This window comes from Halomonas terrestris (genome assembly GCF_049166755.1).
GTDB lineage: Bacteria > Pseudomonadota > Gammaproteobacteria > Pseudomonadales > Halomonadaceae > Halomonas.
Window position 1 is genome coordinate 32,396 of the sequence record NZ_JBMHFZ010000021.1, and the last position, 23,051, is coordinate 55,446.

The 23,051-nt window shown below is 66.8% G+C and carries 18 protein-coding genes and 2 tRNA genes; 18 read left to right on the top strand and 2 right to left on the bottom strand.

Going from position 1 to position 23,051, the window contains the following annotated elements:
- Positions 1-115: 115 nt before the first annotated feature.
- Genes carA through greA form a run of 3 tightly spaced genes read left to right on the top strand, consistent with a single transcriptional unit; the run spans position 116 to position 5,019 of the window.
- Positions 116-1,261 carry a glutamine-hydrolyzing carbamoyl-phosphate synthase small subunit gene (gene carA, locus ACOMD9_RS17165; RefSeq protein ID WP_421417204.1) on the top strand — a complete coding sequence of 382 codons (1,146 nt, stop codon included), beginning with the start codon at positions 116-118 and terminating at the stop codon, positions 1,259-1,261.
- 54 nt (positions 1,262-1,315) lie between these two features.
- Positions 1,316-4,546 (top strand): carbamoyl-phosphate synthase large subunit, encoded by a 3,231-nt coding sequence (gene carB, locus ACOMD9_RS17170; RefSeq protein WP_421417205.1) that lies wholly within the window; start codon positions 1,316-1,318, stop codon positions 4,544-4,546.
- Positions 4,543-5,019 carry a transcription elongation factor GreA gene (gene greA / locus ACOMD9_RS17175; protein ID WP_421417206.1) on the top strand — a complete coding sequence of 159 codons (477 nt, stop codon included), beginning with the start codon at positions 4,543-4,545 and terminating at the stop codon, positions 5,017-5,019. Before carB ends, greA begins: the two co-directional genes overlap by 4 nt.
- Positions 5,020-5,141: 122 nt before the next feature.
- Here greA and yhbY read toward each other — a convergent pair whose 3' ends face one another.
- Entirely contained in the window at positions 5,142-5,468 is a 327-nt protein-coding gene (yhbY, locus tag ACOMD9_RS17180; RefSeq protein WP_421417207.1) for a ribosome assembly RNA-binding protein YhbY, read from the bottom strand.
- Between the two features lie 259 nt (positions 5,469-5,727).
- On the opposite strand from yhbY, the gene rlmE reads away from it, so the two are divergent.
- The 15 genes from rlmE to pnp all read left to right on the top strand — a co-directional run bounded on the left by rlmE (position 5,728) and on the right by pnp (position 21,524).
- Positions 5,728-6,396, top strand: coding sequence for a 23S rRNA (uridine(2552)-2'-O)-methyltransferase RlmE (gene rlmE, locus ACOMD9_RS17185; protein WP_421417208.1), 669 nt, complete (start codon positions 5,728-5,730; stop codon positions 6,394-6,396).
- Between the two features lie 244 nt (positions 6,397-6,640).
- The gene (gene ftsH / locus ACOMD9_RS17190; protein ID WP_421417209.1) at positions 6,641-8,620 is read left to right on the top strand and encodes an ATP-dependent zinc metalloprotease FtsH; all 1,980 of its coding nucleotides are present in this window, start codon (positions 6,641-6,643) and stop codon (positions 8,618-8,620) included.
- 89 nt (positions 8,621-8,709) lie between these two features.
- Positions 8,710-9,573, top strand: coding sequence for a dihydropteroate synthase (gene folP / locus ACOMD9_RS17195; protein WP_465249816.1), 864 nt, complete (start codon positions 8,710-8,712; stop codon positions 9,571-9,573).
- Entirely contained in the window at positions 9,566-10,921 is a 1,356-nt protein-coding gene (glmM, locus tag ACOMD9_RS17200; protein WP_421417210.1) for a phosphoglucosamine mutase, read from the top strand. Before folP ends, glmM begins: the two co-directional genes overlap by 8 nt.
- A gap of 100 nt (positions 10,922-11,021) precedes the next feature.
- On the top strand, positions 11,022-11,771 hold the full coding sequence (tpiA, locus tag ACOMD9_RS17205; protein ID WP_421417211.1) for a triose-phosphate isomerase: 750 nt from the start codon (positions 11,022-11,024) through the stop codon (positions 11,769-11,771).
- A 4-nt stretch (positions 11,772-11,775) separates the two neighbouring features.
- Entirely contained in the window at positions 11,776-12,135 is a 360-nt protein-coding gene (secG, locus tag ACOMD9_RS17210; protein ID WP_421417212.1) for a preprotein translocase subunit SecG, read from the top strand.
- Between the two features lie 41 nt (positions 12,136-12,176).
- Positions 12,177-12,263: transfer RNA gene (locus tag ACOMD9_RS17215), tRNA-Leu, on the top strand.
- 123 nt (positions 12,264-12,386) lie between these two features.
- Positions 12,387-12,463: transfer RNA gene (locus ACOMD9_RS17220), tRNA-Met, on the top strand.
- 237 nt (positions 12,464-12,700) lie between these two features.
- Complete coding sequence (rimP, locus tag ACOMD9_RS17225) at positions 12,701-13,162, top strand: ribosome maturation factor RimP (RefSeq protein WP_421417213.1); 462 nt, start codon at positions 12,701-12,703, stop codon at positions 13,160-13,162.
- A gap of 66 nt (positions 13,163-13,228) precedes the next feature.
- Positions 13,229-14,719, top strand: coding sequence for a transcription termination factor NusA (gene nusA / locus ACOMD9_RS17230; protein ID WP_421417214.1), 1,491 nt, complete (start codon positions 13,229-13,231; stop codon positions 14,717-14,719).
- Positions 14,720-14,824: 105 nt separating this feature from the next.
- Positions 14,825-17,335, top strand: a complete 2,511-nt coding sequence (gene infB, locus ACOMD9_RS17235; protein ID WP_421417215.1) for a translation initiation factor IF-2 — start codon at positions 14,825-14,827, stop codon at positions 17,333-17,335.
- Between the two features lie 18 nt (positions 17,336-17,353).
- Entirely contained in the window at positions 17,354-17,785 is a 432-nt protein-coding gene (gene rbfA, locus ACOMD9_RS17240; RefSeq protein WP_421417216.1) for a 30S ribosome-binding factor RbfA, read from the top strand.
- Positions 17,785-18,702, top strand: coding sequence for a tRNA pseudouridine(55) synthase TruB (gene truB / locus ACOMD9_RS17245; protein ID WP_421417217.1), 918 nt, complete (start codon positions 17,785-17,787; stop codon positions 18,700-18,702). The genes rbfA and truB overlap by 1 nt, the downstream gene beginning before the upstream one ends.
- A 79-nt stretch (positions 18,703-18,781) precedes the next feature.
- Positions 18,782-19,051 (top strand): 30S ribosomal protein S15, encoded by a 270-nt coding sequence (gene rpsO / locus ACOMD9_RS17250; RefSeq protein ID WP_421417218.1) that lies wholly within the window; start codon positions 18,782-18,784, stop codon positions 19,049-19,051.
- Between the two features lie 337 nt (positions 19,052-19,388).
- A complete protein-coding gene (gene pnp, locus ACOMD9_RS17255; RefSeq protein WP_421417219.1) occupies positions 19,389-21,524 on the top strand; it encodes a polyribonucleotide nucleotidyltransferase in 2,136 nt (711 codons plus the stop codon).
- A 216-nt stretch (positions 21,525-21,740) separates the two neighbouring features.
- Here the strand turns inward: pnp and ACOMD9_RS17260 are convergent, their stop codons facing one another.
- Positions 21,741-22,916: an acetyl-CoA C-acetyltransferase gene (locus ACOMD9_RS17260; RefSeq protein ID WP_421417220.1), complete on the bottom strand. Its 1,176-nt coding sequence runs from the start codon at positions 22,914-22,916 to the stop codon at positions 21,741-21,743.
- Positions 22,917-23,051: the final 135 nt, after the last annotated feature.

Consider the following 23,051-nt stretch of genomic DNA (forward strand, 5'->3'; position numbering starts at 1 on the left):
CAAGCGGGATGAAACCGGTCTTCATCGGGTTTCGTCCCGCTTTTTTGCGGGCCGGCCATCGGTAAGCAGTATTCCTTGACGAGCCGTCGTTTTATAAACATGGGAGGACGTTGCATTGAACAGACCCGCGATACTGGCCCTGGAAGACGGCAGTGTGTTCCACGGCACGGCCATCGGCGCCGATGGGCAAACGAGCGGTGAGGTGGTGTTCAATACGGCCATGACCGGCTACCAGGAAATCCTGACCGATCCTTCCTATACTCGCCAGATCGTCACCCTCACCTACCCGCATATCGGTAACACCGGCGTCAACGCCGAGGACGTCGAGTCCGGCGCCATCGCCGCCGCCGGCCTGGTGATCCGCGACCTGCCGCTGCTGGCCAGCAGCTTCCGCTGCGAGCAGTCGCTCTCCGACTATCTCGCGAGCCAGAACGTGCTCGGCATCGCCGACATCGACACCCGTCGCCTGACCCGCATCCTGCGCGACAAGGGGGCCCAGAACGGCGCCATCCTCGCCGGTGCCGACGCCGAGGGCGATGCTGCCGTGGCGCGTGCCCTGGAGGCCGCCCGCGCCTTCCCGGGGCTCAAGGGCATGGACCTGGCCAGGGTGGTCTCCTGTCAGGCCCCCTACGAGTGGAGCGAGGGCGAGTGGGCCCTGGGCGAGGGCTACGCGGACACCGCCCGGGGCGAGCGGCCCTACCATGTGGTGGCCTACGACTACGGGGTCAAGCGCAACATCCTGCGCATGCTCGCCTCCCGCGGCTGTCGCCTCACCGTGGTGCCGGCCCAGACCCCGGCGTCCGAGGTGCTGGCCCTCAACCCGGACGGCATCTTCCTGGCCAACGGCCCCGGCGACCCCGAGCCCTGCGACTACGCCATCACGGCGATCCGCGAGATCCTCGAGACCGAGCTTCCGGTGTTCGGCATCTGCCTGGGCCACCAGCTGCTGGCGCTGGCCAGCGGGGCGAAGACGGTGAAGATGAAGTTCGGCCACCACGGTGCCAACCACCCGGTCCAGGACCTCGACACGGGTCGCGTGATGATCACCAGCCAGAACCACGGCTTCGCCGCCGACGAGGCGACCCTGCCGGCCAGCGTGCGCGCCACCCACCGCTCGCTGTTCGACGGCTCGCTGCAGGGCATCGAGCGCACCGACCGCCCGGCCTTCAGCTTCCAGGGACATCCCGAGGCGAGCCCCGGCCCGCACGACGTGGCGCCGCTGTTCGACCGTTTCGTCGCCATGATGAAGGCGCGCCGCTAAGCGCGCACCGCCCGACATCAGCCTGTCTATCACCGATTTGCCGCGGGAACCGTCATGCCCAAGCGTACAGACATCCAAAGCATCCTGATCATCGGCGCCGGCCCCATCGTCATCGGCCAGGCCTGCGAATTCGACTACTCCGGCGCCCAGGCCTGCAAGGCGCTGCGCGAGGAGGGCTACCGGGTCATCCTGGTCAACTCCAACCCGGCCACCATCATGACCGACCCGGCCATGGCCGATGCCACCTACATCGAGCCGATCACCTGGCAGGCGGTGGAGAAGATCATCGAGGCCGAGCGCCCCGACGCCATCCTGCCCACCATGGGCGGCCAGACCGCGCTCAACTGCGCCCTGGAGCTGGACAAGCATGGCGTGCTGGCCAAGTACGGCGTGGAGATGATCGGCGCCAACGCCGATGCCATCAACAAGGCCGAGGACCGCGACCTCTTCGACCAGGCCATGAAGCGCATCGGCCTGGAGTGCCCCAAGGCCGAGGTGGCCCACAGCATGGAGGAGGCCTGGCGCATCCAGGCCTCGCTCGGCTTCCCGGTGATCATCCGTCCCTCCTACACCATGGGTGGCTCCGGCGGCGGCGTGGCCTACAACAAGGAGGAGTTCGAGGAGATCTGCACCCGCGGCTTCGAGCTCTCCAACAACCACGAGCTGCTGATCGACGAGTCGCTGCTGGGCTGGAAGGAGTACGAGATGGAGGTCGTTCGTGACCGGAACGACAACTGCATCATCGTCTGCGCCATCGAGAACTTCGACCCCATGGGCGTGCACACCGGCGACTCCATCACCGTGGCCCCGGCCCAGACGCTGACCGACAAGGAGTACCAGATCATGCGCGACGCATCGCTTGCGGTGCTGCGCGAGATCGGCGTCGAGACCGGCGGCTCCAACGTGCAGTTCGGCGTGGACCCGGACACCGGGCGCATGGTGGTCATCGAGATGAACCCGCGAGTGTCGCGCTCCTCGGCGCTGGCCTCCAAGGCCACCGGCTTCCCGATCGCCAAGATCGCCGCCAAGCTGGCGGTGGGCTACACCCTGGACGAGCTGCAGAACGACATCACCGGCGGTCGCACCCCGGCGTCGTTCGAGCCCTCCATCGACTACGTGGTCACCAAGATCCCGCGCTTCACCTTCGAGAAGTTCCCCCAGGCCAACGACCGGCTGACCACTCAGATGAAGTCGGTGGGCGAGGTGATGGCCATCGGGCGCACCTTCCAGGAGTCGCTGCACAAGGCGCTGCGCGGCATGGAGACCGGCAACGACGGCCTCGACCCCAAGGTGACCGAGTTCACCGACGATGCCCTGGCGCATATCAAGGGCGAGCTGCAGGCCGCCGGCGCCGAGCGTATCTTCTTCGTCGCCGACGCCATGCGTGCCGGCATGAGCGTGGATGACGTCTTCGCCCTGACCAGGATCGACCCCTGGTTCCTGGTGCAGATCGAGGACCTGATCGCCAGCGAGAAGGCGGTTGCCAGGCGTTCGCTGTCGGAACTCTCCCCCCGCGAGCTGTTCGGCCTCAAGCGCAAGGGCTTCTCGGATGCCCGCCTGGCCAGCCTGCTCGGTGTCTCGGAGAAGGAGTTCCGCAAGGCCCGCCAGAAGGCCGGCGTCCGCCCGGTCTACAAGCGGGTCGACACCTGCGCGGCCGAGTTCGCCTCGGACACCGCCTACATGTACTCCACCTACGAGGAGGAGTGCGAGGCGGAGGTCAGCGACCGTCAGAAGATCATGGTGCTGGGCGGCGGGCCCAACCGCATCGGCCAGGGCATCGAGTTCGACTACTGCTGCGTCCATGCCGCCTTCGCCATGCACGACGACGGTTACGAGACCATCATGGTCAACTGCAACCCGGAGACCGTCTCCACCGACTACGACACCAGCGACCGTCTCTACTTCGAGCCGGTGACCCTGGAGGACGTGCTGGAGATCGCCGACAAGGAAAAGCCGGTCGGCGTGATCGTGCAGTTCGGCGGCCAGACGCCGCTGAAGCTGGCCCGCGAGCTGGAGGCCGCCGGCGTGCCGATCATCGGCACCACCCCGGACGCCATCGACCGCGCCGAGGATCGCGAGCGCTTCCAGCAGATGATCGACAAGCTGGGCCTCAGGCAGCCGCCCAACGCCACCGCGCGCAGCTTCGAGGAGGCCTTCGCCAAGGCCGAGGCGATCGGCTACCCGCTGGTGGTACGCCCCAGCTACGTGCTGGGCGGCCGCGCCATGGAGATCGTCTACGACGCCTCGGAGCTGGAGAACTACATGACCCACGCGGTCAAGGTCTCCAACGATTCGCCGGTACTGCTCGACCACTTCCTCAATGCCGCCATCGAGATCGACATCGACGCGGTCTCCGACGGCCAGCGGGTGGTGATCGGCGGCATCATGCAGCACATCGAGCAGGCCGGCGTGCACTCCGGTGACTCCGCCTGCTCGCTGCCGCCCTATTCGCTGCCCGCCGAGGTGCAGGACGAGATGCGCCGCCAGGTCGAGCGCATGGCCGTGGAGCTCGGTGTCAAGGGGCTGATGAACGTGCAGCTGGCCTGGCAGGACGGCGAGATCTACGTCATCGAGGTCAACCCGCGCGCCTCGCGTACCGTGCCCTTCGTCTCCAAGTGCATCGGTACCTCGCTGGCCCAGGTCGCCGCCCGCTGCATGGCCGGCAAGACCCTGGCCGAGCAGGGCTTCGAGGCCGAGGTGGTGCCGCACTTCTACAGCGTCAAGGAGGCGGTCTTCCCGTTCAACAAGTTCCCGGGCGTCGACCCCATCCTGTCGCCGGAGATGAAGTCCACCGGCGAGGTGATGGGCAGCGGCGACACCTTCGCCGAGGCCTTCTACAAGGCGCAGCTGGGTGCCGGCGAGGCGATCCCGCCCCTCGAGGGGCCGCGCAAGGCGTTCCTCTCGGTGCGCGAGCCCGACAAGGCGGGTGTTATCGAGGTGGCCCGTTCTCTGGTAAAATTGGGCTTCACGCTGTGCGCGACCCGGGGTACCGCCGCCGCCCTCGAGGCTGCCGGCCTCGACGTCGAGGTCGTGAACAAGGTGTTCGAAGGTCGCCCGCATATCGTCGATCTGCTCAAGAACGACGACATTGCCTATATCGTCAATACCACCGAGGGTCGTCAGGCGATCCAGGACTCCTCGGTGATCCGCCGCACCGCGCTTGCCCGCAAGGTTCCCTACGCCACCACCCTGGCGGGAGCCAGTGCCGTCTGCATGGCGCTGGAGTACGGCAATGCCATCACGGTGCGGCGGCTTCAGGATTTGCATGCAGGAGCTGCACAATGAACAAGGTCCCGATGACCGTTGCCGGTGAGGCACGCCTGCGCAAGGAGCTCGAGGAGCTGAAGAGTGAGGCGCGTCCCAGGGTGATCGCCGCCATAGCGGAAGCCCGTGAGCATGGCGATCTCAAGGAGAACGCCGAGTACCATGCCGCCCGCGAGCAGCAGGGCTTCATCGAGGGGCGCATCCAGGAGATCGAGGGCAAGCTCTCCAGCGCCCAGGTGATCGACGTCACCAAGCTGCCGCGTACCGGCAAGGTGATCTTCGGCGTCACCGTCGAGCTGATCAACCTCGATACCGACGAGGAGGTGACCTACCGCATCGTCGGCGAGGACGAGGCCGACATCAAGTCGGGCCGCATCTCGGTCACCTCGCCCATCGCCCGCGCCCTGATCGGCAAGGAGGAGGGCGATGTGGTGGCGGTCAGGACCCCGGGTGGCGACGTCGAGTACGAGATCTCCAGCGTCGAGCACCTGTAGCCCTTCGGGCAGCTGTAAGCCATGAGCTTTAAGCTGCAAGAAGAACACCTCCAGTTCAGGTTTGAGCTGGAGGTGTTCTGGGTTTGACTTGCGGCTTGAAGCTTACAGCTCTGAGCGGCAGCTCAGTGTCGGCCGTGGTGTCCCTCGAAGCGCTTGACGTTGGAGAGTTTCGGGTTGGCCTGGGGGTTGTGGCGGTAGAGCAGTGCCATCTTGCCGATGGTCTGTACCAGCTCGGCCCCGCTCGCCTGCACCAGCTCGGCGAGCATGGCGGCGCGGTCGTCGCGCTCGGGCAGGGCCAGCTTGACCTTGACCAGCTCGTGGTCGCCGAGCGCCCGGTCGAGTTCCGCCAGCACGCCCTCCGAGATGCCGTTGTCGGAGACCGTGACCACCGGGTTCAGGTGGTGGCCGATGCTGCGGAATGCTTTCTTTTGTGCCTGTGACAAGCTCATGGTATCTTGCGTCTTCCCGGTTGCGCGCAGCCGCCCATAGTACATGAAAATCGATACGGCGAAACGCCGTGGGGCGAAAGCCGCGGGAGGGGCTACGACGAAAACCACACGGCAGGCTGCCGTGTGAAGGGCGCGCCGCGAGCGGTTCGCCGTCGTGCTCTGCCGGGCCCGCAGGTCAGGACCCCGTCGCACTCCCCGGGTCTTTCCGGATTCCGCTCGACCGCCTGTCTGTCATTCCCGTTTCATCGCAGGTGATGCCGTGGCAACTTCCTCCTCTTCCCGCAAGGGCGCCAAGGGCGCGAGCAAGAGTGGCGCCAGCAAGACCAGCAAGGGCTGGCTGAAGGAGCACTTCGACGACCCGTACGTGCAGCGCAGCTGGCAGGACGGCTATCGCAGCCGTGCCAGCTACAAGCTGATGGCGCTCGACGACAAGGACCGACTTCTGCGGCGGGGCATGACGGTGATCGACCTGGGCGCCGCCCCCGGTGGCTGGAGCCAGGTGGCGGCGGAGCGGGTCGGCCCCGAGGGAGTCGTGATCGCCTCCGACATCCTGGAGATGGATGCCCTGGCCGGGGTCGACTTCATCCAGGGGGACTTCACCGAGGCGCCGGTGCTCGAAGCGATCCTGGCGGCCCTGGGCGAGCGCCCGGTGGACCTTGTGATGTCGGACATGGCCCCCAACATGAGTGGTATGGCGGCGATCGACCAGCCCCAGGCGATGTACCTGGTGGAACTGGCGCTGGACCTGGCGCGCCAGACCCTGTCGCCCGGCGGGTGTTTCCTGGCCAAGGTGTTCCAGGGTGAGGGGTTCGACGAGTTTCTCAAGGAGTTGCGTGGCAGCTTCGGCCGGGTGGTGACGCGCAAGCCCGAGGCCTCGCGCGCCCGCTCCCGTGAGGTCTACCTGCTGGCAGAGAATTTTCGCGGTTGAGGCAGGGCCCGGGTCGACCCGGGAAAGCGGCAGTGCCTCGGCCGCCCAAGAGACATACGCAGCGTCCTGATAGGCAGGGACTACTGGCGCCATTGCCGGACATGGCGTCTCGACTGTGTCACAGTCGAGCATGATGCAGACTGGCAGCGAGCCGCTCGCCAGTGGCTGAACACGGCCCGCTCATGTAGTGTCCAAGATGCCAGGCGCATCCGGCTGACAGATATTTGCAATTGAGGGTGGTCCCTTGAACGACATGGCGAAGAACCTGATCCTGTGGTTGGTCATCGCGGCAGTGCTGCTGACGGTGTTCAACAACTTCAGTGTCGACAGCGCACCGCAGACGACGAACTACTCGCAGTTCGTCCAGCAGGTGCAGAATCAGCAGGTCCGCAGCGTGACCATCGATGGTTACAAGATCACCGGTGAGCGCACGGACGGGTCCCAGTTCCAGACCATCCGCCCGGCGGCCGAGGATCCCAAGCTGATCGACGACCTGCTCTCCAACAACGTCACCGTGGTCGGCAAGGAGCCCGAGCAGCAGAGCCTGTGGACGCGCCTGCTGATCGCCAGCTTCCCGATCCTGTTGATCCTGGCGATCTTCATGTTCTTCATGCGCCAGATGCAGGGCGGTGCCGGCGGCAAGGGCGGGCCGATGAGCTTCGGCAAGTCCAAGGCCAAGCTGCTCTCCCAGGACCAGATCAAGACCACCTTCTCCGACGTGGCCGGCTGCGACGAGGCCAAGGAGGAGGTCGAGGAGCTGGTCGACTTCCTGCGTGACCCGACCAAGTTCCAGCGCCTGGGCGGCACCATCCCGCGCGGCGTGCTGATGGTCGGCCCGCCGGGGACCGGCAAGACGCTGCTCGCCAAGTCCATCGCCGGCGAGGCCAAGGTGCCGTTCTTCTCGATCTCGGGTTCCGACTTCGTCGAGATGTTCGTCGGCGTGGGTGCCTCGCGGGTGCGCGACATGTTCGAGCAGGCCAAGAAGCAGGCGCCCTGCATCATCTTCATCGACGAGATCGATGCCGTGGGGCGTTCGCGCGGCGCCGGCATGGGCGGCGGCAACGACGAGCGCGAGCAGACGCTGAACCAGCTGCTGGTGGAGATGGACGGCTTCGAGGCCAACGAGGGCATCATCGTCATCGCCGCCACCAACCGTCCCGACGTGCTCGACCCGGCGCTGCTGCGCCCGGGCCGTTTCGACCGCCAGGTGGTGGTGCCGCTGCCGGACATCCGTGGTCGCGAGCACATCCTCAACGTGCACCTGCGCAAGGTCCCCCTGGCCGACGACGTCAAGCCGTCGCTGATCGCCCGTGGCACCCCGGGCTTCTCCGGCGCCGACCTGGCCAACCTGGTCAACGAGGCCGCGCTGTTCGCTGCCCGCCGCAACAAGCGCCTGGTCAGCATGGAGGAGCTGGAGCTGGCCAAGGACAAGATCATGATGGGGGCCGAGCGGCGCTCCATGGTCATGACCGAGAAGGAGAAGCTCAACACCGCCTACCACGAGTCGGGCCACGCCATCATCGGCCTGGTGATGCCGGAGCACGACCCGGTCTACAAGGTGACCATCATTCCGCGTGGTCGGGCGCTGGGCGTGACCATGTTCCTGCCCGAGCAGGATCGCTACAGCCTGTCGCGCCAGCAGATCATCAGCCAGATCTGCTCGCTGTTCGGCGGGCGCATCGCCGAGGAGATGACCCTGGGGCCGAACGGGGTGACCACCGGGGCGTCGAACGACATCAAGCGCGCCACCGAGCTGGCCCACAACATGGTCGCCAAGTGGGGCCTCTCCGAGGAGATGGGGCCGATCATGTACGACGAGGACGAGTCCCACCAGTTCCTCGGCGGCCCCGGCCAGGGTGGCAAGCTGAAGTCCGGCGAGACCACCTCCAAGCTCGACAAGGAAGTGCGCAAGATCATCGACGACTGCTATGCCCAGGCCAGGCAGATCCTCGAGGACAACCGCGACAAGCTGGATGCCATGGCCGAGGCGCTGATGACCTACGAGACCATCGACTCCACCCAGCTCAGGGACATCATGGAGGGGCGTGAGCCGCGTCCCCCCGAGGGCTGGGACGACCCGAGCGGCGGTGGTTCCTCTGCCGGGGGGGCTGGTGTCGAGGCCGCGCCGGAAGCGCCGGAGCAGGTCGATGACGGCGACGAGGAGGACGACGACGAACCCCGTCGCCGCCCCTCCGACCCCCTGGGGGGGCCGGCCGGCTCCTGAGGCATTCCGTCGAATGGCAGGCGCCCCGCGGGGCGCCTTCGCCATTCTGGTTCTCCGTTTACCGACCCAGGCTCTCGATTTCAGGCACCATGATGGACGATAACCCCACTTCCCTGCCGTGTGGCCGGCATCGGCTCGATCTCTCCTTTCCCCGGGTGATGGGCATCCTCAACGTCACCCCCGACTCCTTCTCCGACGGCGGTCGTCACCTGGCCCTGGACGACGCGCTGCGCCATGCCGAGCAGATGCTGGCCGAGGGGGCGGCGGTCATCGACGTGGGTGGCGAGTCCACTCGCCCGGGTGCCGATCCGGTCGACCCGCAGCAGGAACTGGAACGGGTGGCACCGGTGGTGGAAGCCCTGGTCCGCGAGCTCGATGCCCTGGTGTCGGTGGACACCAGCAGCCCCGAGGTGATGCGTGAGGTGACCGCCCTGGGGGCCGGCCTGATCAACGACGTGCGCGCCCTGGAGGGCGAGGGGGCGCTGGAGGCGGCGACCTGCAGCGGCCTGCCGGTCTGCCTGATGCATCGCCAGGGCGAGCCCCGCGACATGCAGCAGGCACCCCGCTATGATGTGCCGGTGGAGGAGGCGGTCGCCGACTACCTGGAGGCTCGCGTGGCCGCCTGCGAGGCAGCCGGTCTGCGCCGCGAGCGCCTGCTGATCGACCCGGGGTTCGGCTTCGGCAAGACCGTCGAGCACAACCTTCGCCTGCTCAATCGCATGGAGCGCCTGGCGCAGCTCGGCCTGCCGCTGCTGGTGGGCACGTCGCGCAAGAGCATGATCGGCAAGGTGCTCGCGCGACCGGTGGAGGAGCGCCTGCCCGGTGGGCTGGCCCTGACGGCGCTGGCCGTCGAGCGTGGGGCGCGAATCCTGCGCGTCCACGATGTGGGGCCCAGCGTGGACGCCGTGAACATGACCTGGGCCGTACTCAAGGAAGGTTGCGAGCATGACTAGACGCTATTTCGGCACCGATGGCATCCGTGGCACGGTGGGTGAGCCCCCGATCACTGCCGACTTCATGCTGAAGCTGGGCTGGGCCACCGGGCGCGTGCTGGCGGAGACGAACGGCAAGCGGCGCCATCGGGTGCTGATCGGCAAGGATACGCGGATCTCCGGCTACATGTTCGAGTCGGCCCTGGAGGCGGGGCTCTCCGCCGCGGGCGTGGACGTGGCCCTGCTGGGGCCCATGCCGACGCCCGGCATCGCCTACCTGACCCGTACCTTCCGGGCGGATGCCGGCATCGTCATCTCGGCCTCGCACAACCCCTTCGCCGACAACGGCATCAAGTTCTTCTCCACCGAAGGGGTCAAGCTGGCCGACGAGGTGGAGGCACGCATCGAGGCGATGCTCGAGGAGCCGCTGACCACCGTGGCGGCCGACCAGCTGGGCAAGGCGGCACGCATCGACGATGCCGCCGGTCGCTACATCGAGTTCTGCAAGTCGACGATTCCCGACCGGGTCAGCCTGCGCGGCCTGAAGGTGGTGCTGGACTGTGCCCACGGCGCCACCTATCACATCGCGCCCAGCGTGTTCCGCGAGCTGGGGGCCGAGGTGAGCCTGATCGGTGCCGAGCCCGATGGCCTCAACATCAACCGCGAGGTGGGCTCCACTCATCCGGCGGCGCTGCGCGCGGCGGTGATCCAGCGGGGTGCCGACCTGGGCGTGGCCTTCGACGGCGACGGAGACCGTGTCCTGCTGGTCGACGCCGACGGCCGCGAGATCGACGGCGACGACATCCTCTACCTGATCGCCCGCGACCGCCATGCCCGCGGTGATCTGGGCGGCGGCGTGGTGGGTACCCTGATGTCCAACTTCGGCCTGGCCGCTGCCCTCGAGGAGATGGACATTCCCTTCGAGCGTGCCAGGGTCGGCGATCGCTACGTGATGGAGCGCCTGGCCGCCAATGGCTGGCAGCTCGGCGGCGAATCCTCGGGGCATATCGTCTGCGGTCACGTGCAGACCACCGGCGACGGTATCGTCTCGGCGCTGCAGGTGCTGGCGATCATGGTGCGCGAGGGTCAGCCGTTGACTCGCCTGCTGGCCGGGCTGGAGAAGGCGCCCCAGGTGCTGGTCAATGTGCGCCTCACGGCGGGTACCGATGCCAAGGCCCTGATGGACATGCCGGCGCTGCAGGACGCCGTGGCCGGTGTGGAGGCGCAGCTGGGCGACCAGGGGCGGGTGTTGCTGCGTCCCTCCGGCACCGAGCCGCTGATCCGGGTGATGGTCGAGGGGCGTGCCCATCTCGATGTCGCCGGCCTGGCACGTCACCTGGCCGGCGAGGTCGAGGGGCTGCTCGCCTGAGCCGACCCCTGGGGCGGGTGCCCGGTCGACGGCGGCCTGGCGGTTGTCTTGACAGGGCCTCTCCTATACCATTTCGCACCACCTTGAAAGAGGACAGCCGATGCGCACGCCGCTGATCGCCGGTAACTGGAAGATGAATGGCTCGACCGAGCTGGTCGAGGCGTTCGGACGCGCCTTTGCCGATGCCGCTCTGCCGGCGGCGCTGAAGGTCGCCATCTTTCCACCGTTCCCGTATCTCGATGCGGCCCGGCGCGCCTTTGACGGTACGCCGATCCGGCTCGGCGCCCAGACGCTCAATCCCTTGCATTCGGGCGCGCGGACCGGCGAGGTCAGCGGCAGCATGCTGCGCGAGTTCGGCGTCGAATATGCGCTGGTGGGTCACTCCGAGCGTCGCCAGCTCTATCGTGAGGGCGACAGGGAGGTGTGCGATCGGTTGCTGGCCGCGCTGAGCGCCGGCATGACGCCGGTGCTCTGCGTCGGCGAGACCCTGGAGGAGCGCGATGCCGGCCGGACCCTGGACGTGGTGCTGCGCCAGGTGGGCTTCATCATGGCGCGCCTGGAGCCGGAGCAGCGTACCCGGGTGGTGATCGCCTACGAGCCGGTGTGGGCCATCGGTACCGGTCGCACGGCGACGCCCGAGCAGGCTCAGGAGGTCATGGCCGCGATCCGGGCCTACCAGGCCGGCTATGATCGTGAGCTGGCCGAAGGACTATGCCTGCTCTACGGTGGCAGCATGAACGCGAACAACGCGGCTGAGCTGCTCGCTCAGCCGGATATCGACGGCGGCCTGGTGGGCGGTGCTTCGCTCAAGGTCGACGATTTCCTAGCCATTTGTCAGTCAGCAGGTTGAATCCATGCAAGTTGCCATTCTCATGATCCACGTGGCGATCGCCATCGCCCTGGTCGTCCTGATCCTGCTGCAGCAGGGCAAGGGCGCCGAAGCCGGCGCCGCCTTCGGTGGCGGGGCCTCGCAGACGGTATTCGGCTCCCGCGGCAGCGGCGGCTTCCTGTCGAAGTTCACCGGTGTGCTGGCGGCCGCCTTCTTCGCCACCTCCCTGGCCCTGGCCTGGTATGCCACCCAGGCGAGCCAGGCGCCGGAGGCGGGCATTCCCGACTCGCGGCTGGTCGAACAGCAGCAGGGCATCCCGACCCTTGACGACGAGGGCCGCGATGTGGATAATACCGCGCCAGTGCTGGAGGAAAGCAGCGACTGAGCCAGTGGCTCCTTGGCTGTCGTAGTTCCGGCCTCCCCGATGCCGAAGTGGTGGAATTGGTAGACACGCTATCTTGAGGGGGTAGTGACCTTACGGTCGTGCGGGTTCAAGTCCCGCCTTCGGCACCATCTGATACGCCACGATTCGGCACTGAGGAATCGCCGGCTCATCAGAAGCAGGATTGGCACTGTGGTGATGCCGATGCCTTGACGAAAGTACGAGTCAGGCATACAATCACCGACCTAGATTGATGCGGGGTGGAGCAGTCTGGTAGCTCGTCGGGCTCATAACCCGAAGGTCATCGGTTCAAATCCGGTCCCCGCTACCATCTTCCAGGCAGGCGCCTTTCGAGAGCAGTATCTCGGAATCATGGGGCTGCCGCCTAGCCGAAGTGGTATTACAGGTTTCTTGTGAAAGCCCCTTCCTGTGAAGGGGCTTTTTGTTAGCAGCTTGCCCGGTGACGCCCGCGTCGAGGGCGCTGTTCCGGGCAACGCCAATCAGCCACCTGACTCTCTTGTTCACTCCCGGCCAGGTGCCTGATGCAACGGCTGTAGGAGTCTTTTCCGTGGCAATCAAGGATGCTGCGCTGCATGCGCTGATCGAGCCGGTGGTCACGGCCATGGGGTTCGAACTGTGGGGCATCGACTTCCTGTCCCAGGGCAAGCACTCGCGCCTGGTGATCTATATCGATCACCAGGATGGTGTGAGCGTGGATGATTGCGCCGACATCAGCCGCCAGGTCAGTGCCGTGCTCGACGTCGAGGACCCGATCCGCGGCGAATATCGCCTCGAGGTCTCGTCGCCGGGCATGGACAGGCCGCTCTACACACTCGACCAGTTCGAGCGTTACCGTGGCCACGAGGTTAAGCTCAGGCTGCGCGTGCCCTTCGACGGGCGGCGCAAGTTCCAGGGGCTGCTGGCCGGCATCGAGAACGACGAGGTGCTGCTGCAGCTCGACGGCGAAGAGTACTGCTTTCCCATCGACAGCATCGATCAGGCACATATCGTGCCCCGGTTCGAGGATTGATCCCGGCCCCCGGGCGTGGCGAACGAGCACGATGCTCAAGGACAGGTTTTCTGGCGAGGCATAGGCATGAGTAAAGAAATTCTGACGGTCGTTGATGCGATCTCCAACGAGAAGGGCGTTCCCCGCGAGGTGATCTTCGAGGCCGTCGAAGCGGCCCTGGCCAGCGCGTCACGCAAGCGCTTCGAGGGCGAGGAGGCCAGCGTGCGGGTGCACATCGATCGTCGCACCGGTGACTACGAGACCTTCCGTCGCTGGGAAGTGGTCGAGGATGACGACTTCGATGGCCCCGACGCCCAGATCAAGCTCTCCTTCGCCGAGCGCCGCGACCCGCCCCTGGGACTGGGCGACGTCGTCGAGGAGCAGATCGAGAATGCCGCCTTCGGCCGCATCGCTGCCCAGACCGCCAAGCAGGTCATCGTGCAGAAGGTGCGCGAGGCCGAGCGGGCCGAGGTCGTGCGGCTCTATGCCGAGCGCGAGGGCGAGCTGGTTGCCGGCATCGTCAAGAAGACGACCCGCGACGGGCTGATCATCGACCTCGGCGACAACGCCGAGGCCTTCCTGCCGCGCAGCGAGATGATTCCCGGCGAGCGCTACCGCATGAACGAGCGGGTTCGTGCCCTGCTGGTCAAGGTCGATCCCGAGGCCCGCGGTGCCCAGCTGATCCTGTCGCGTACCTGCCCGGAACTGATCATCGAGCTGTTCAAGATCGAGGTGCCGGAGATCGCCGAGCAGCTCATCGAGATCAAGGGGGCCGCACGCGATCCCGGTTCCCGTGCCAAGATCGCGGTCAAGACCAATGATCGCCGCATCGACCCCGTGGGCGCCTGTGTCGGCATGCGAGGCTCGCGGGTCCAGGCGGTGTCCTCGGAGCTGCAGAACGAGCGCGTGGACATCGTGCTGTGGGACGACAACCCCGCCCAGCTGGTGATCAACGCCATGGCGCCGGCGGATGTCGCCTCGATCCTCGTCGACGAGGACGCCCATGCCATGGACGTGGCCGTCGCCGAGGACAACCTGGCCCAGGCCATCGGCCGCAGTGGCCAGAACGTGCGCCTGGCCTCCGAACTCACCGGCTGGCGTCTCAACGTCATGACCGAGGAGGAGGCCGAGGCCAAGCGTGACCAGGAGATCGACAGCCTGGTCGAACACTTCATCCAGCACCTGGACATCGACGAGGAGGTCGCGCGCCTGCTGGTCGAGGAGGGCTTCACCTCGATCGAGGAAGTCGCCTACGTGCCGGTGGAGGAGATGCTCGAGATCGAGGAGCTCGACGAGGAGCTTATCGAGGAGCTGCGCGCTCGTGCCAAGGACGAGCTGTTGAACCTGGCCATCGCTTCCGAAGAAGAGCTCGACGGTGCCCAGCCGGCCGACGACCTGCTGGAGATGGACGGAATGGAGCGCCACCTGGCCTTCATCCTGGCCAGCCGCGGGATCGTCACCATGGAGGATCTTGCCGAGCAGTCCGTCGATGATCTGATGGATATCGAGGAAATGGACGAGGAGCGCGCCGCGGCACTGATCATGACCGCCCGTGCGCCATGGTTCGAAAGCGAATAGCCGAGAACGAATAGATCGAGAGCGAATCGCTCGTCGTCGAATCATTCGAGTCAGGAATCATTCGATAGCGAACAGTATTAGGGTCACGGGCTGAGGAGGGTCGTAATGTCAGAGATGACCGTTAAGGATTTTGCAGCGAAGGTGGGCCGCGACGTGCCCCGCCTGCTGGAACAGATGAAAGAAGCCGGGCTCGAGCACAAGTCCGAGGGTGATGCCGTGTCCGAGGAGGACAAGCGGCAGCTGCTCGACTATCTCACCAAGAGCCACGGTGGCGGTGGTGCCGGTGCCAGGAACCGCATCACCCTGACCCGCAAGACCAAGAGTCGCATCAAGACCGGTGAGCGGGGCAAGACCATCGAGGTGCAGGTCCGCAAGAAGCGCACCTACGTCAAGCGTGCCGAGGAAGAGGCGCCGGAGCCCGCGCCGGCCGAGGAGTCCGGTCCGCGCCAGCTGGTCGGCGACATGGCCGACTCCCAGCAGGCCCGTGCCGAGCAGGAGGCCCGCGAGGCCGAGGAAGCCAAGGCACGCGCCGCCGAGGAGACCGCCCGCGAGGCCGCGGCCAAGCTCGAGGCCGAGAAGGCTGCCGCCGAGCCGCAGATTCCGGTGCCGGAGCTGGTGGAGCAGCCGGCCGGCGACGAGCCGCCGGCGCCCCCCAAGGAGGGTCGCTCCGACCGCCGTACCGCGCCGCCCAAGAAGGCCGCGGCCAAGAAGGGGCGTGGCGGTCGCGAGGAGGACGACCGCGGCGATCGCGAGGAGCGTCGCCGTGGCGGCAAGAAGGCCAAGCGTGCCGAGCGTCGCGGCACCCGCCGTGGCGGTAGCCAGGGCGGCGGCAAGCACGGCTTCCAGAAGCCGACCCAGCCGATCGTCCGCGAGGTCTCCATCCCCGAGTCGATCAGCGTCGCCGACCTGGCCGACAAGATGTCGATCAAGGCGAACGAGGTCATCAAGGCCATGTTCACCATGGGCGCCGCGGTGACCATCAACCAGACCATCGACCAGGACACCGCCGCCATCGTGGTGGAGGAGATGGGCCACAAGCCCAAGCTGGTCAAGGACGATGCACTGGAGACCGAGGTGCTCGAGGGCATCTCCTACGAGGGCGACGAGATCACCCGCTCTCCGGTGGTCACGGTCATGGGCCACGTCGACCACGGCAAGACCTCGCTGCTCGACTATATCCGCAAGGCCAAGGTGGCGACGGGCGAGGCCGGCGGCATCACCCAGCATATCGGCGCCTATCACGTCGAGGACGACCATGGCGGCGTGACCTTCCTGGATACCCCGGGCCACGCGGCGTTCACCGCCATGCGGGCGCGCGGTGCCAAGGCGACCGACGTGGTGGTGCTGGTGGTGGCCGCCGATGATGGCGTGATGCCCCAGACCGTCGAGGCGATCGAGCACTCCCGGGCGGCCGAGGTGCCGATGGTGGTGGCGGTCAACAAGATCGACAAGCCCGGCATCGACCTGGACCGGATCAAGAACGAGCTCTCCCAGCACGGCGTCATCTCCGAGGAGTGGGGCGGCGACACCCAGTTCGTGCACGTCTCCGCGCATACCGGGGAAGGCATCGAGGAGCTGCTGGAGGCGATCCAGCTGGTGTCCGAGGTGCTCGAGCTCAAGGCCGTCCCCGAGGCGCCCGGCAAGGGCGTGGTGGTCGAGTCGCGGCTGGACAAGGGCCGCGGCCCGGTGGCCACCGTGCTGGTCCAGAACGGCACCCTGAAGAAGGGCGACATCGTGCTGGCCGGCCTGCACTATGGCCGCGTGCGTGCCCTGACCAACGAGCTGGGCAAGCAGGTCGACGAGGCGGGTCCCGCCATGCCGGTGGAGGTCCAGGGGCTCGACGGCACGCCCGAGGCGGGCGACGACTTCATGGTCGTGGCCGACGAGAAGAAGGCCCGCGAGGTCGCCAACTTCCGCCAGGGCAAGTACCGCGAGGTTCGCCTGGCCCGCCAGCAGAAGGCCAAGCTGGAGAACATGTTCAGCCAGATGGGCCGGGACGAGGTGGCCAAGGTCAACATCGTGCTCAAGGCCGATGTGCAGGGCTCGCTGGAGGCCATCAAGGGCGCCCTCGAGGAGCTCTCCACCGATGAGGTGCAGGTGGCCGTGGTCTCCTCCGGTGTGGGGGGTATCACCGGGACCGACGCCAACCTGGCATTGGCCAGTGACGCCATCGTGGTCGGCTTCAACGTGCGTGCCGATGCCGCCGCCCGCGAGATCATCGAGCGTGAAGGCCTGGATCTGCGCTACTACAGCGTGATCTACCAGCTGATCGACGAGGTCAAGCAGGCCATGAGCGGCATGCTGGCACCGGAGTGGAAGGAGGAGATCGTCGGCGTGGCCGAGGTTCGCGATGTCTTCCGCGCACCCAAGATCGGCGCCGTGGCCGGCTGCATGGTGGTCGAGGGCACCGTCTTCCGCAACAAGAAGATCCGCGTGCTGCGCGATAACGTGGTCATCTACGAGGGTGAGCTCGAATCGCTGCGTCGCTTCAAGGATGATGTCCAGGAAGTGCGCAACGGCATGGAGTGCGGCATCGGTGTGAAGAACTACAACGATGTCCAGGTCGGCGACAAGATCGAGGTCTTCGATCAGGTCAAGGTCGAGCGGACCCTGTAACGGCTCGAGGAGTCGATCATGCGCGAGTTCAAGCGTACCGACCGGGTGGCCGACCAGCTCCAGAAGGAGCTGGCGGTCCTCATCCAGCGCGAGGTCAAGGACCCGCGGCTGGGCATGGTCACGGTGAGCGGGGTCGAGGTCAGCCGTGACCTCGGCTACGCCGACGTCCATGTGACACTGCTGGGCGAGGACACGCCGGAGCGGATCAAGGAGAACCTCAAGGTGCTGCGCCAGGCCGCCGGTTTCCTGCGCGGCCAGATCGCCCGGCGCATCAAGCTGCGGCACGTGCCCGAGCTGCGCTTTCACTACGACGAGAGCGTGGTTCGCGGCCAGCGGCTGTCGTCGCTGATCGACGAGGCCGTGGCCAGCGACAAGGTCCGTCAGGGCGATGCGCCGGGCGACGACGCCTCGGGCAGTGACGTCGGCGACGACCAGGGCGGGCGCGACTGATGGCGCGTCGGCGTCGTGGCCTGCCGGTTAACGGGGTGCTGCTGCTGGACAAGCCGAAGGGCGTGTCCAGCAACCACGCCCTGCAGCGGGTGCGGCGCCTGTTCCAGGCCCAGAAGGCGGGGCACACCGGGACCCTGGACCCCATGGCCACCGGGCTACTGCCGATCTGCTTCGGCGAGGCGACCAAGTTCTCCGCCCATCTGCTGGAGGCCGACAAGGTCTACCGCACCCGGGTGGAGCTCGGCGTGGTCACCGATACCGGCGATGCCGAGGGCCGGGTGGTCGAGCGCCACGCGGTGCCCCGGCTCACCGAGACCGATGTCGAGGGCGTGCTCGAGGGCTTTCGCGGCGAGATCGGGCAGGTGCCGCCGATGTACTCGGCGCTCAGGCACCAGGGGCGCAAGCTCTACGAACTGGCCCGGGAGGGCAAGTCGGTCGAGCGTGCAGAGCGGCGCGTGACGGTGTATGATGCGCGCCTCCTGGCCTTCGAAGGCGCTGCCTTCGAGCTGGAGGTGAGCTGCAGCAAGGGTACCTACATCCGCACCCTGGCCGAGGACATCGGCCGGGCGCTGGGTTGCGGGGCCCACATCAGCGCGCTGCGGCGGCTGAAGACGGGCCCCTTCACGAGCGAGGGCATGCTGACCCTCGATGCGCTGGAGGCCCTGCCCGGTCAGGCCGAGCGCGAGGCGCTGCTGCTGCCCGTCGACGTGCTGGTCGCCCACCTGCCGCGGCTCGACGTCGATGTCGCGGCGGCCGGTCGATTGACCCATGGCCAGTCGGCCCGGGTCGGCACCGGTGCCCTGGCGGAAGGCGAGGTGGCAAGGCTATACCGTGACGAGGCCTTCCTGGGGCTCGGCGCGGTGACGGGGCCACAGGAGGTGGCGCCGAAACGACTGCTGAGCACGGCAGCCGATTGAAGGGAAAGACGCTCGAGACTGCAAATATGCGTGGTCTCACACCTACATCATTCAGGCATATTGCTTACTGGAGAGACAGATGGCACTGACAGCCGAACAGAAGGCCGAGATCGTCAACGAATTCGGTCGTGGCGACAACGACACCGGTTCCCCCGAGGTGCAGGTGGCCCTGCTGAGCGCCAACATCGATGGCCTGCAGGACCACTTCAAGACCAACAAGCAGGATCACCACTCCCGTCGTGGCCTGATCCGCATGGTCAACCAGCGCCGCAAGCTGCTGGACTACCTGAAGCGCAAGGACTTCGAGCGCTATCAGGCACTTATCCAGCGTCTGGGCCTGCGTCGCTAAGCGACGTACCCCAAGCGGTAGAGAAACGGGCAGCCTTCGGGCTGCCCGTTTCGCGTCTGGGGAACGGCGCCATGCTGCTGGCGGTCTTTCCACCGAAGTCGTCGGCGACATGGCCCCTTTGGGGTCAGACCCCAGCCCAGCCGTCAGGCCTGTCACGGTGCACGGTTCGGTCGGCATCGCCCCCGTCGGGGTCTGACCCCAAAGAGACCGCCAGTGCTGGTGCTCCTCGTGGACGGAAATGTCGCTACCTGGTGGCCCTCGCGCGCGTCAACCCCTAAAATGGTCGCCGAGTCAAAACGACCCAAACACAGAAAAGTAGATATTGAAGGAAGTCGCCGTGAATCCGGTCAAGAAGACATTTCAGTACGGTCGCAGCACCGTCACCCTGGAAACCGGGCGCATCGCCCGCCAGGCCACCGGTGCCGTGATGGTCACCATGGACGATACCGTGGTGCTCTGCACCGTCGTCGCCAAGAAGGACGCCAGGCCCGATCAACCCTTTTTCCCCCTGGCCGTGTTCTACCAGGAGAAGACCTATGCGGTGGGCAAGATCCCCGGTGGCTTCTTCAAGCGCGAGGGACGCCCCACCGAGAAGGAAACCCTCACCTCGCGGCTGATCGATCGCCCCATCCGCCCGCTCTTCCCGAAGGGGTTCATGAACGAGGTGCAGGTGATCTGTACCGTTCTCTCCACCGACCGCAACCATGACCCGGACATCGCGGCGCTGATCGGCACCTCCGCGGCCCTGGCCATCTCCGGCGTGCCCTTCAACGGCCCCATCGGTGCGGCCCGCGTGGGCTTCACCGAGGCCAATGGCTACTTCCTCAACCCCACCGTCGAGGAGCTGACCACCTCCGAGCTGGACATGGTGGTCGCCGGTACCGAGAAGGCGGTACTGATGGTGGAGTCCGAGGCCAAGGAGCTGCTCGAGGACGAGATGCTGGGCGCCGTGCTCTACGCCCACCAGGAGATGCAGGTCGCCATCCAGGCCATCAACGAGCTGGCCGCCGAGGCCGGCAAGCCGAAGTGGGACTGGCAGCCTCCGGCCGAGAACACTGCGCTGAAGTCCGCCGTGGCCGAGGCGTTCGAGGCCAAGGTGGGCGAAGCCTACCGTATCACCGACAAGATGGCCCGCCAGGACGCGCTCTCCGCCCTCAAGGAGCAGGCGGTCGAGCAGCTGGCCGGTGAGGAGGAAGGCAAGTTCGACGCCGATGAGGTCAAGGGCGCCTTCGCCGGCCTGGAGAAGCGTGTGGTGCGTTCGCGCGTGGTCAAGGGCGAGCCGCGCATCGACGGCCGCGACCTGAAGACGGTGCGTCCGCTCTCCATCGAGGTGGGTACCCTGCCCAAGACCCACGGCTCGGCGATCTTCACCCGCGGCGAGACCCAGGCGATCGTCATCGCCACCCTGGGCACCCTGCGCGACGCCCAGCTGATCGAGTCGCTGGAAGGCGAGCGCAAGGACCGCTTCCTGCTGCACTACAACTTCCCGCCCTACTGCGTGGGCGAGGCCGGTTTCATGGGCGGCCCGAAGCGTCGCGAGATCGGTCACGGACGCCTGGCGCGTCGGGGTGTCGAGGCCATGTTGCCCGATGACGCCGAGTTCCCCTACACCATCCGCGTGGTCTCCGAGATCACCGAATCCAACGGCTCCAGCTCCATGGCTTCCGTGTGCGGTTCCTCGCTGGCGCTGATGGATGCCGGCGTGCCGATGAAGGCTCCGGTGGCGGGCATCGCCATGGGCCTGGTCAAGGACGACGACGGCTTCGCGGTGCTGACCGACATCCTCGGCGACGAGGACCACCTCGGTGACATGGATTTCAAGGTGGCCGGCTCCTCCGAGGGCGTCACCGCGCTGCAGATGGACATCAAGATCGAGGGCATCAACGAGGAGATCATGGAGGTCGCCCTGCAGCAGGCCAACGAGGCGCGCCTGCATATCCTCGAGCAGATGAACGCGGTGATCGGCCAGAGTCGTGCCGAGGTCTCCGAGAATGCCCCCTCCATGGCCACCATCAAGATCGACCCGGACAAGATCCGCGACGTCATCGGCAAGGGCGGCGCCACCATCCGCAAGATCTGCGAGGACACCGGCGCCTCCATCGACCTGGACGACGACGGCACCGTGCGCATCTACGCCGAGGACAAGGCGGCGGCCAAGAAGGCCATCGACACCGTGCTGGCGATCACCGCCGAGGCGGAGATCGGCAAGCTCTACCGCGGCAAGGTGGTGCGCATCGCCGACTTCGGTGCCTTCGTCAACATCATGCCGGGCACCGACGGCCTGGTGCACATCTCCCAGATCGTGCCCGAGCGGGTCAACGATGTGCGTGACTTCCTCAACGAGGGTGACGAGATCGTGGTCAAGGTGCTCGACATCGACAACCGCAATCGCGTGAAGCTCACCATCAAGGAGATCACCCCGGAAGAGAAGGCGGCGTTCGAGGCTGAGGAGGCCGCCGAGCCCCAGCTGTGAGCCGTAAGCGTTAAACCGTAAGAAAAACCGCCCCCGCAGCCAGGCTGCGGGGGCGGTTCACGTTTGGGGTGGCGCGGCTTTCCCGGTGACAGGCCCCGAAGTGTCGGACCATCGCGGAGGCGCTGTGAACCCTTCCCTGGGCGCTACCGATGCCATCTGTGGCATCGGATCTCCGCTTCGACCTGTCCCCGGGGCCGCTCGTGTTGTGGTGCGTGCTTAGCGCTCGATGGCGAGCGCGACGCCCTGCCCTCCGCCGATGCACAGGGTGGCGAGGCCCTTCTTGGCATCGCGGGCGATCATCTCGTGGACCAGGGTCACCAGGATGCGGCAGCCGGAGGCGCCGATGGGGTGGCCGATGGCGATGGCACCGCCGTTGACGTTGACCTTGCTGACATCCCAGCCCAGCTCCTTGTTGACCGAGAGCGCCTGGGCGGCGAACGCCTCGTTGGCCTCGACCAGGTCCAGGTCGTCCAGGCTCCAGCCGGCCTTCTCCAGGCAGCGGCGGGTGGCCGGGGCCGGTCCGATGCCCATGATGGAGGGATCGACGCCGGCGTTGCTGTAGGCCTTGATGCGGGCCAGCGGCTCGAGGCCCAGGGCCTTGGCCTTCTCGGCCGAGCAGAGCATCACCACGGCGGCGCCGTCGTTGATGGAGGAGGCATTGCCGGCGGTGATGGTGCCGTCCTTCTTGAAGGCCGGACGCATGCCGGCAAGTTTCTCGGCGGTCACGTCACGCGGGCCCTCGTCGGTGTCGAAGACCACCGGGTCGCCCTTGCGCTGGGGAATCTCCACCGGGACGATCTGGCCCTTGAACTTGCCCTCGCGGATGGCGGCGGCGGCCTTCTGCTGGGAGGAGGCGGCGAACTCGTCCATGGCCTCGCGGGTAATGGCGTACTTCTCGGCCAGGTTCTCGGCGGTGATGCCCATGTGGTAGTTGTTGAAGGCGTCCCACAGGCCGTCGTGGACCATGGTGTCGACGGCCTTCCAGTCGCCCATGCGCTGGCCGTTGCGGGAGTTGGGCAGCACGTGGGGCGAGGCGGACATGTTCTCCTGGCCGCCGGCGATGATCAGCTCGGCGTCGCCGCAGCGGATCGCCTGGGTGGCCAGGTGCAGGGCCTTGAGGCCCGAGCCGCACACCTTGTTGATGGTCATGGCGGGGACGGCATCCGGCAGGCCGGCCTTGATGGATGCCTGGCGGGCGGGGTTCTGGCCGACGCCGGCGGTCAGGACCTGGCCGAGCAGTACCTCGTCGACCTGGTCGGCGGCGACTCCCGTGCTGGCCATGATGTCCTTGATCACCACGGCGCCGAGGTCGCTGGCGGGGATGCCGGCCAGGGAGCCGCCGAAGGCGCCGACGGCAGTGCGGCGTGCGGCAACGATCACCACTTCTTGCATGAGGGGTTACTCCTGAAGTCAGATGCGGGCACTAGCCCTGTCAGCATAGGGGACTCTTGTGCGCTGCGGCAATGCCCAATGGCACGAAAGTGCGGGCGGCCGGGAGCTTCGGCGGAGCGGGGGAGGGGCCATGCC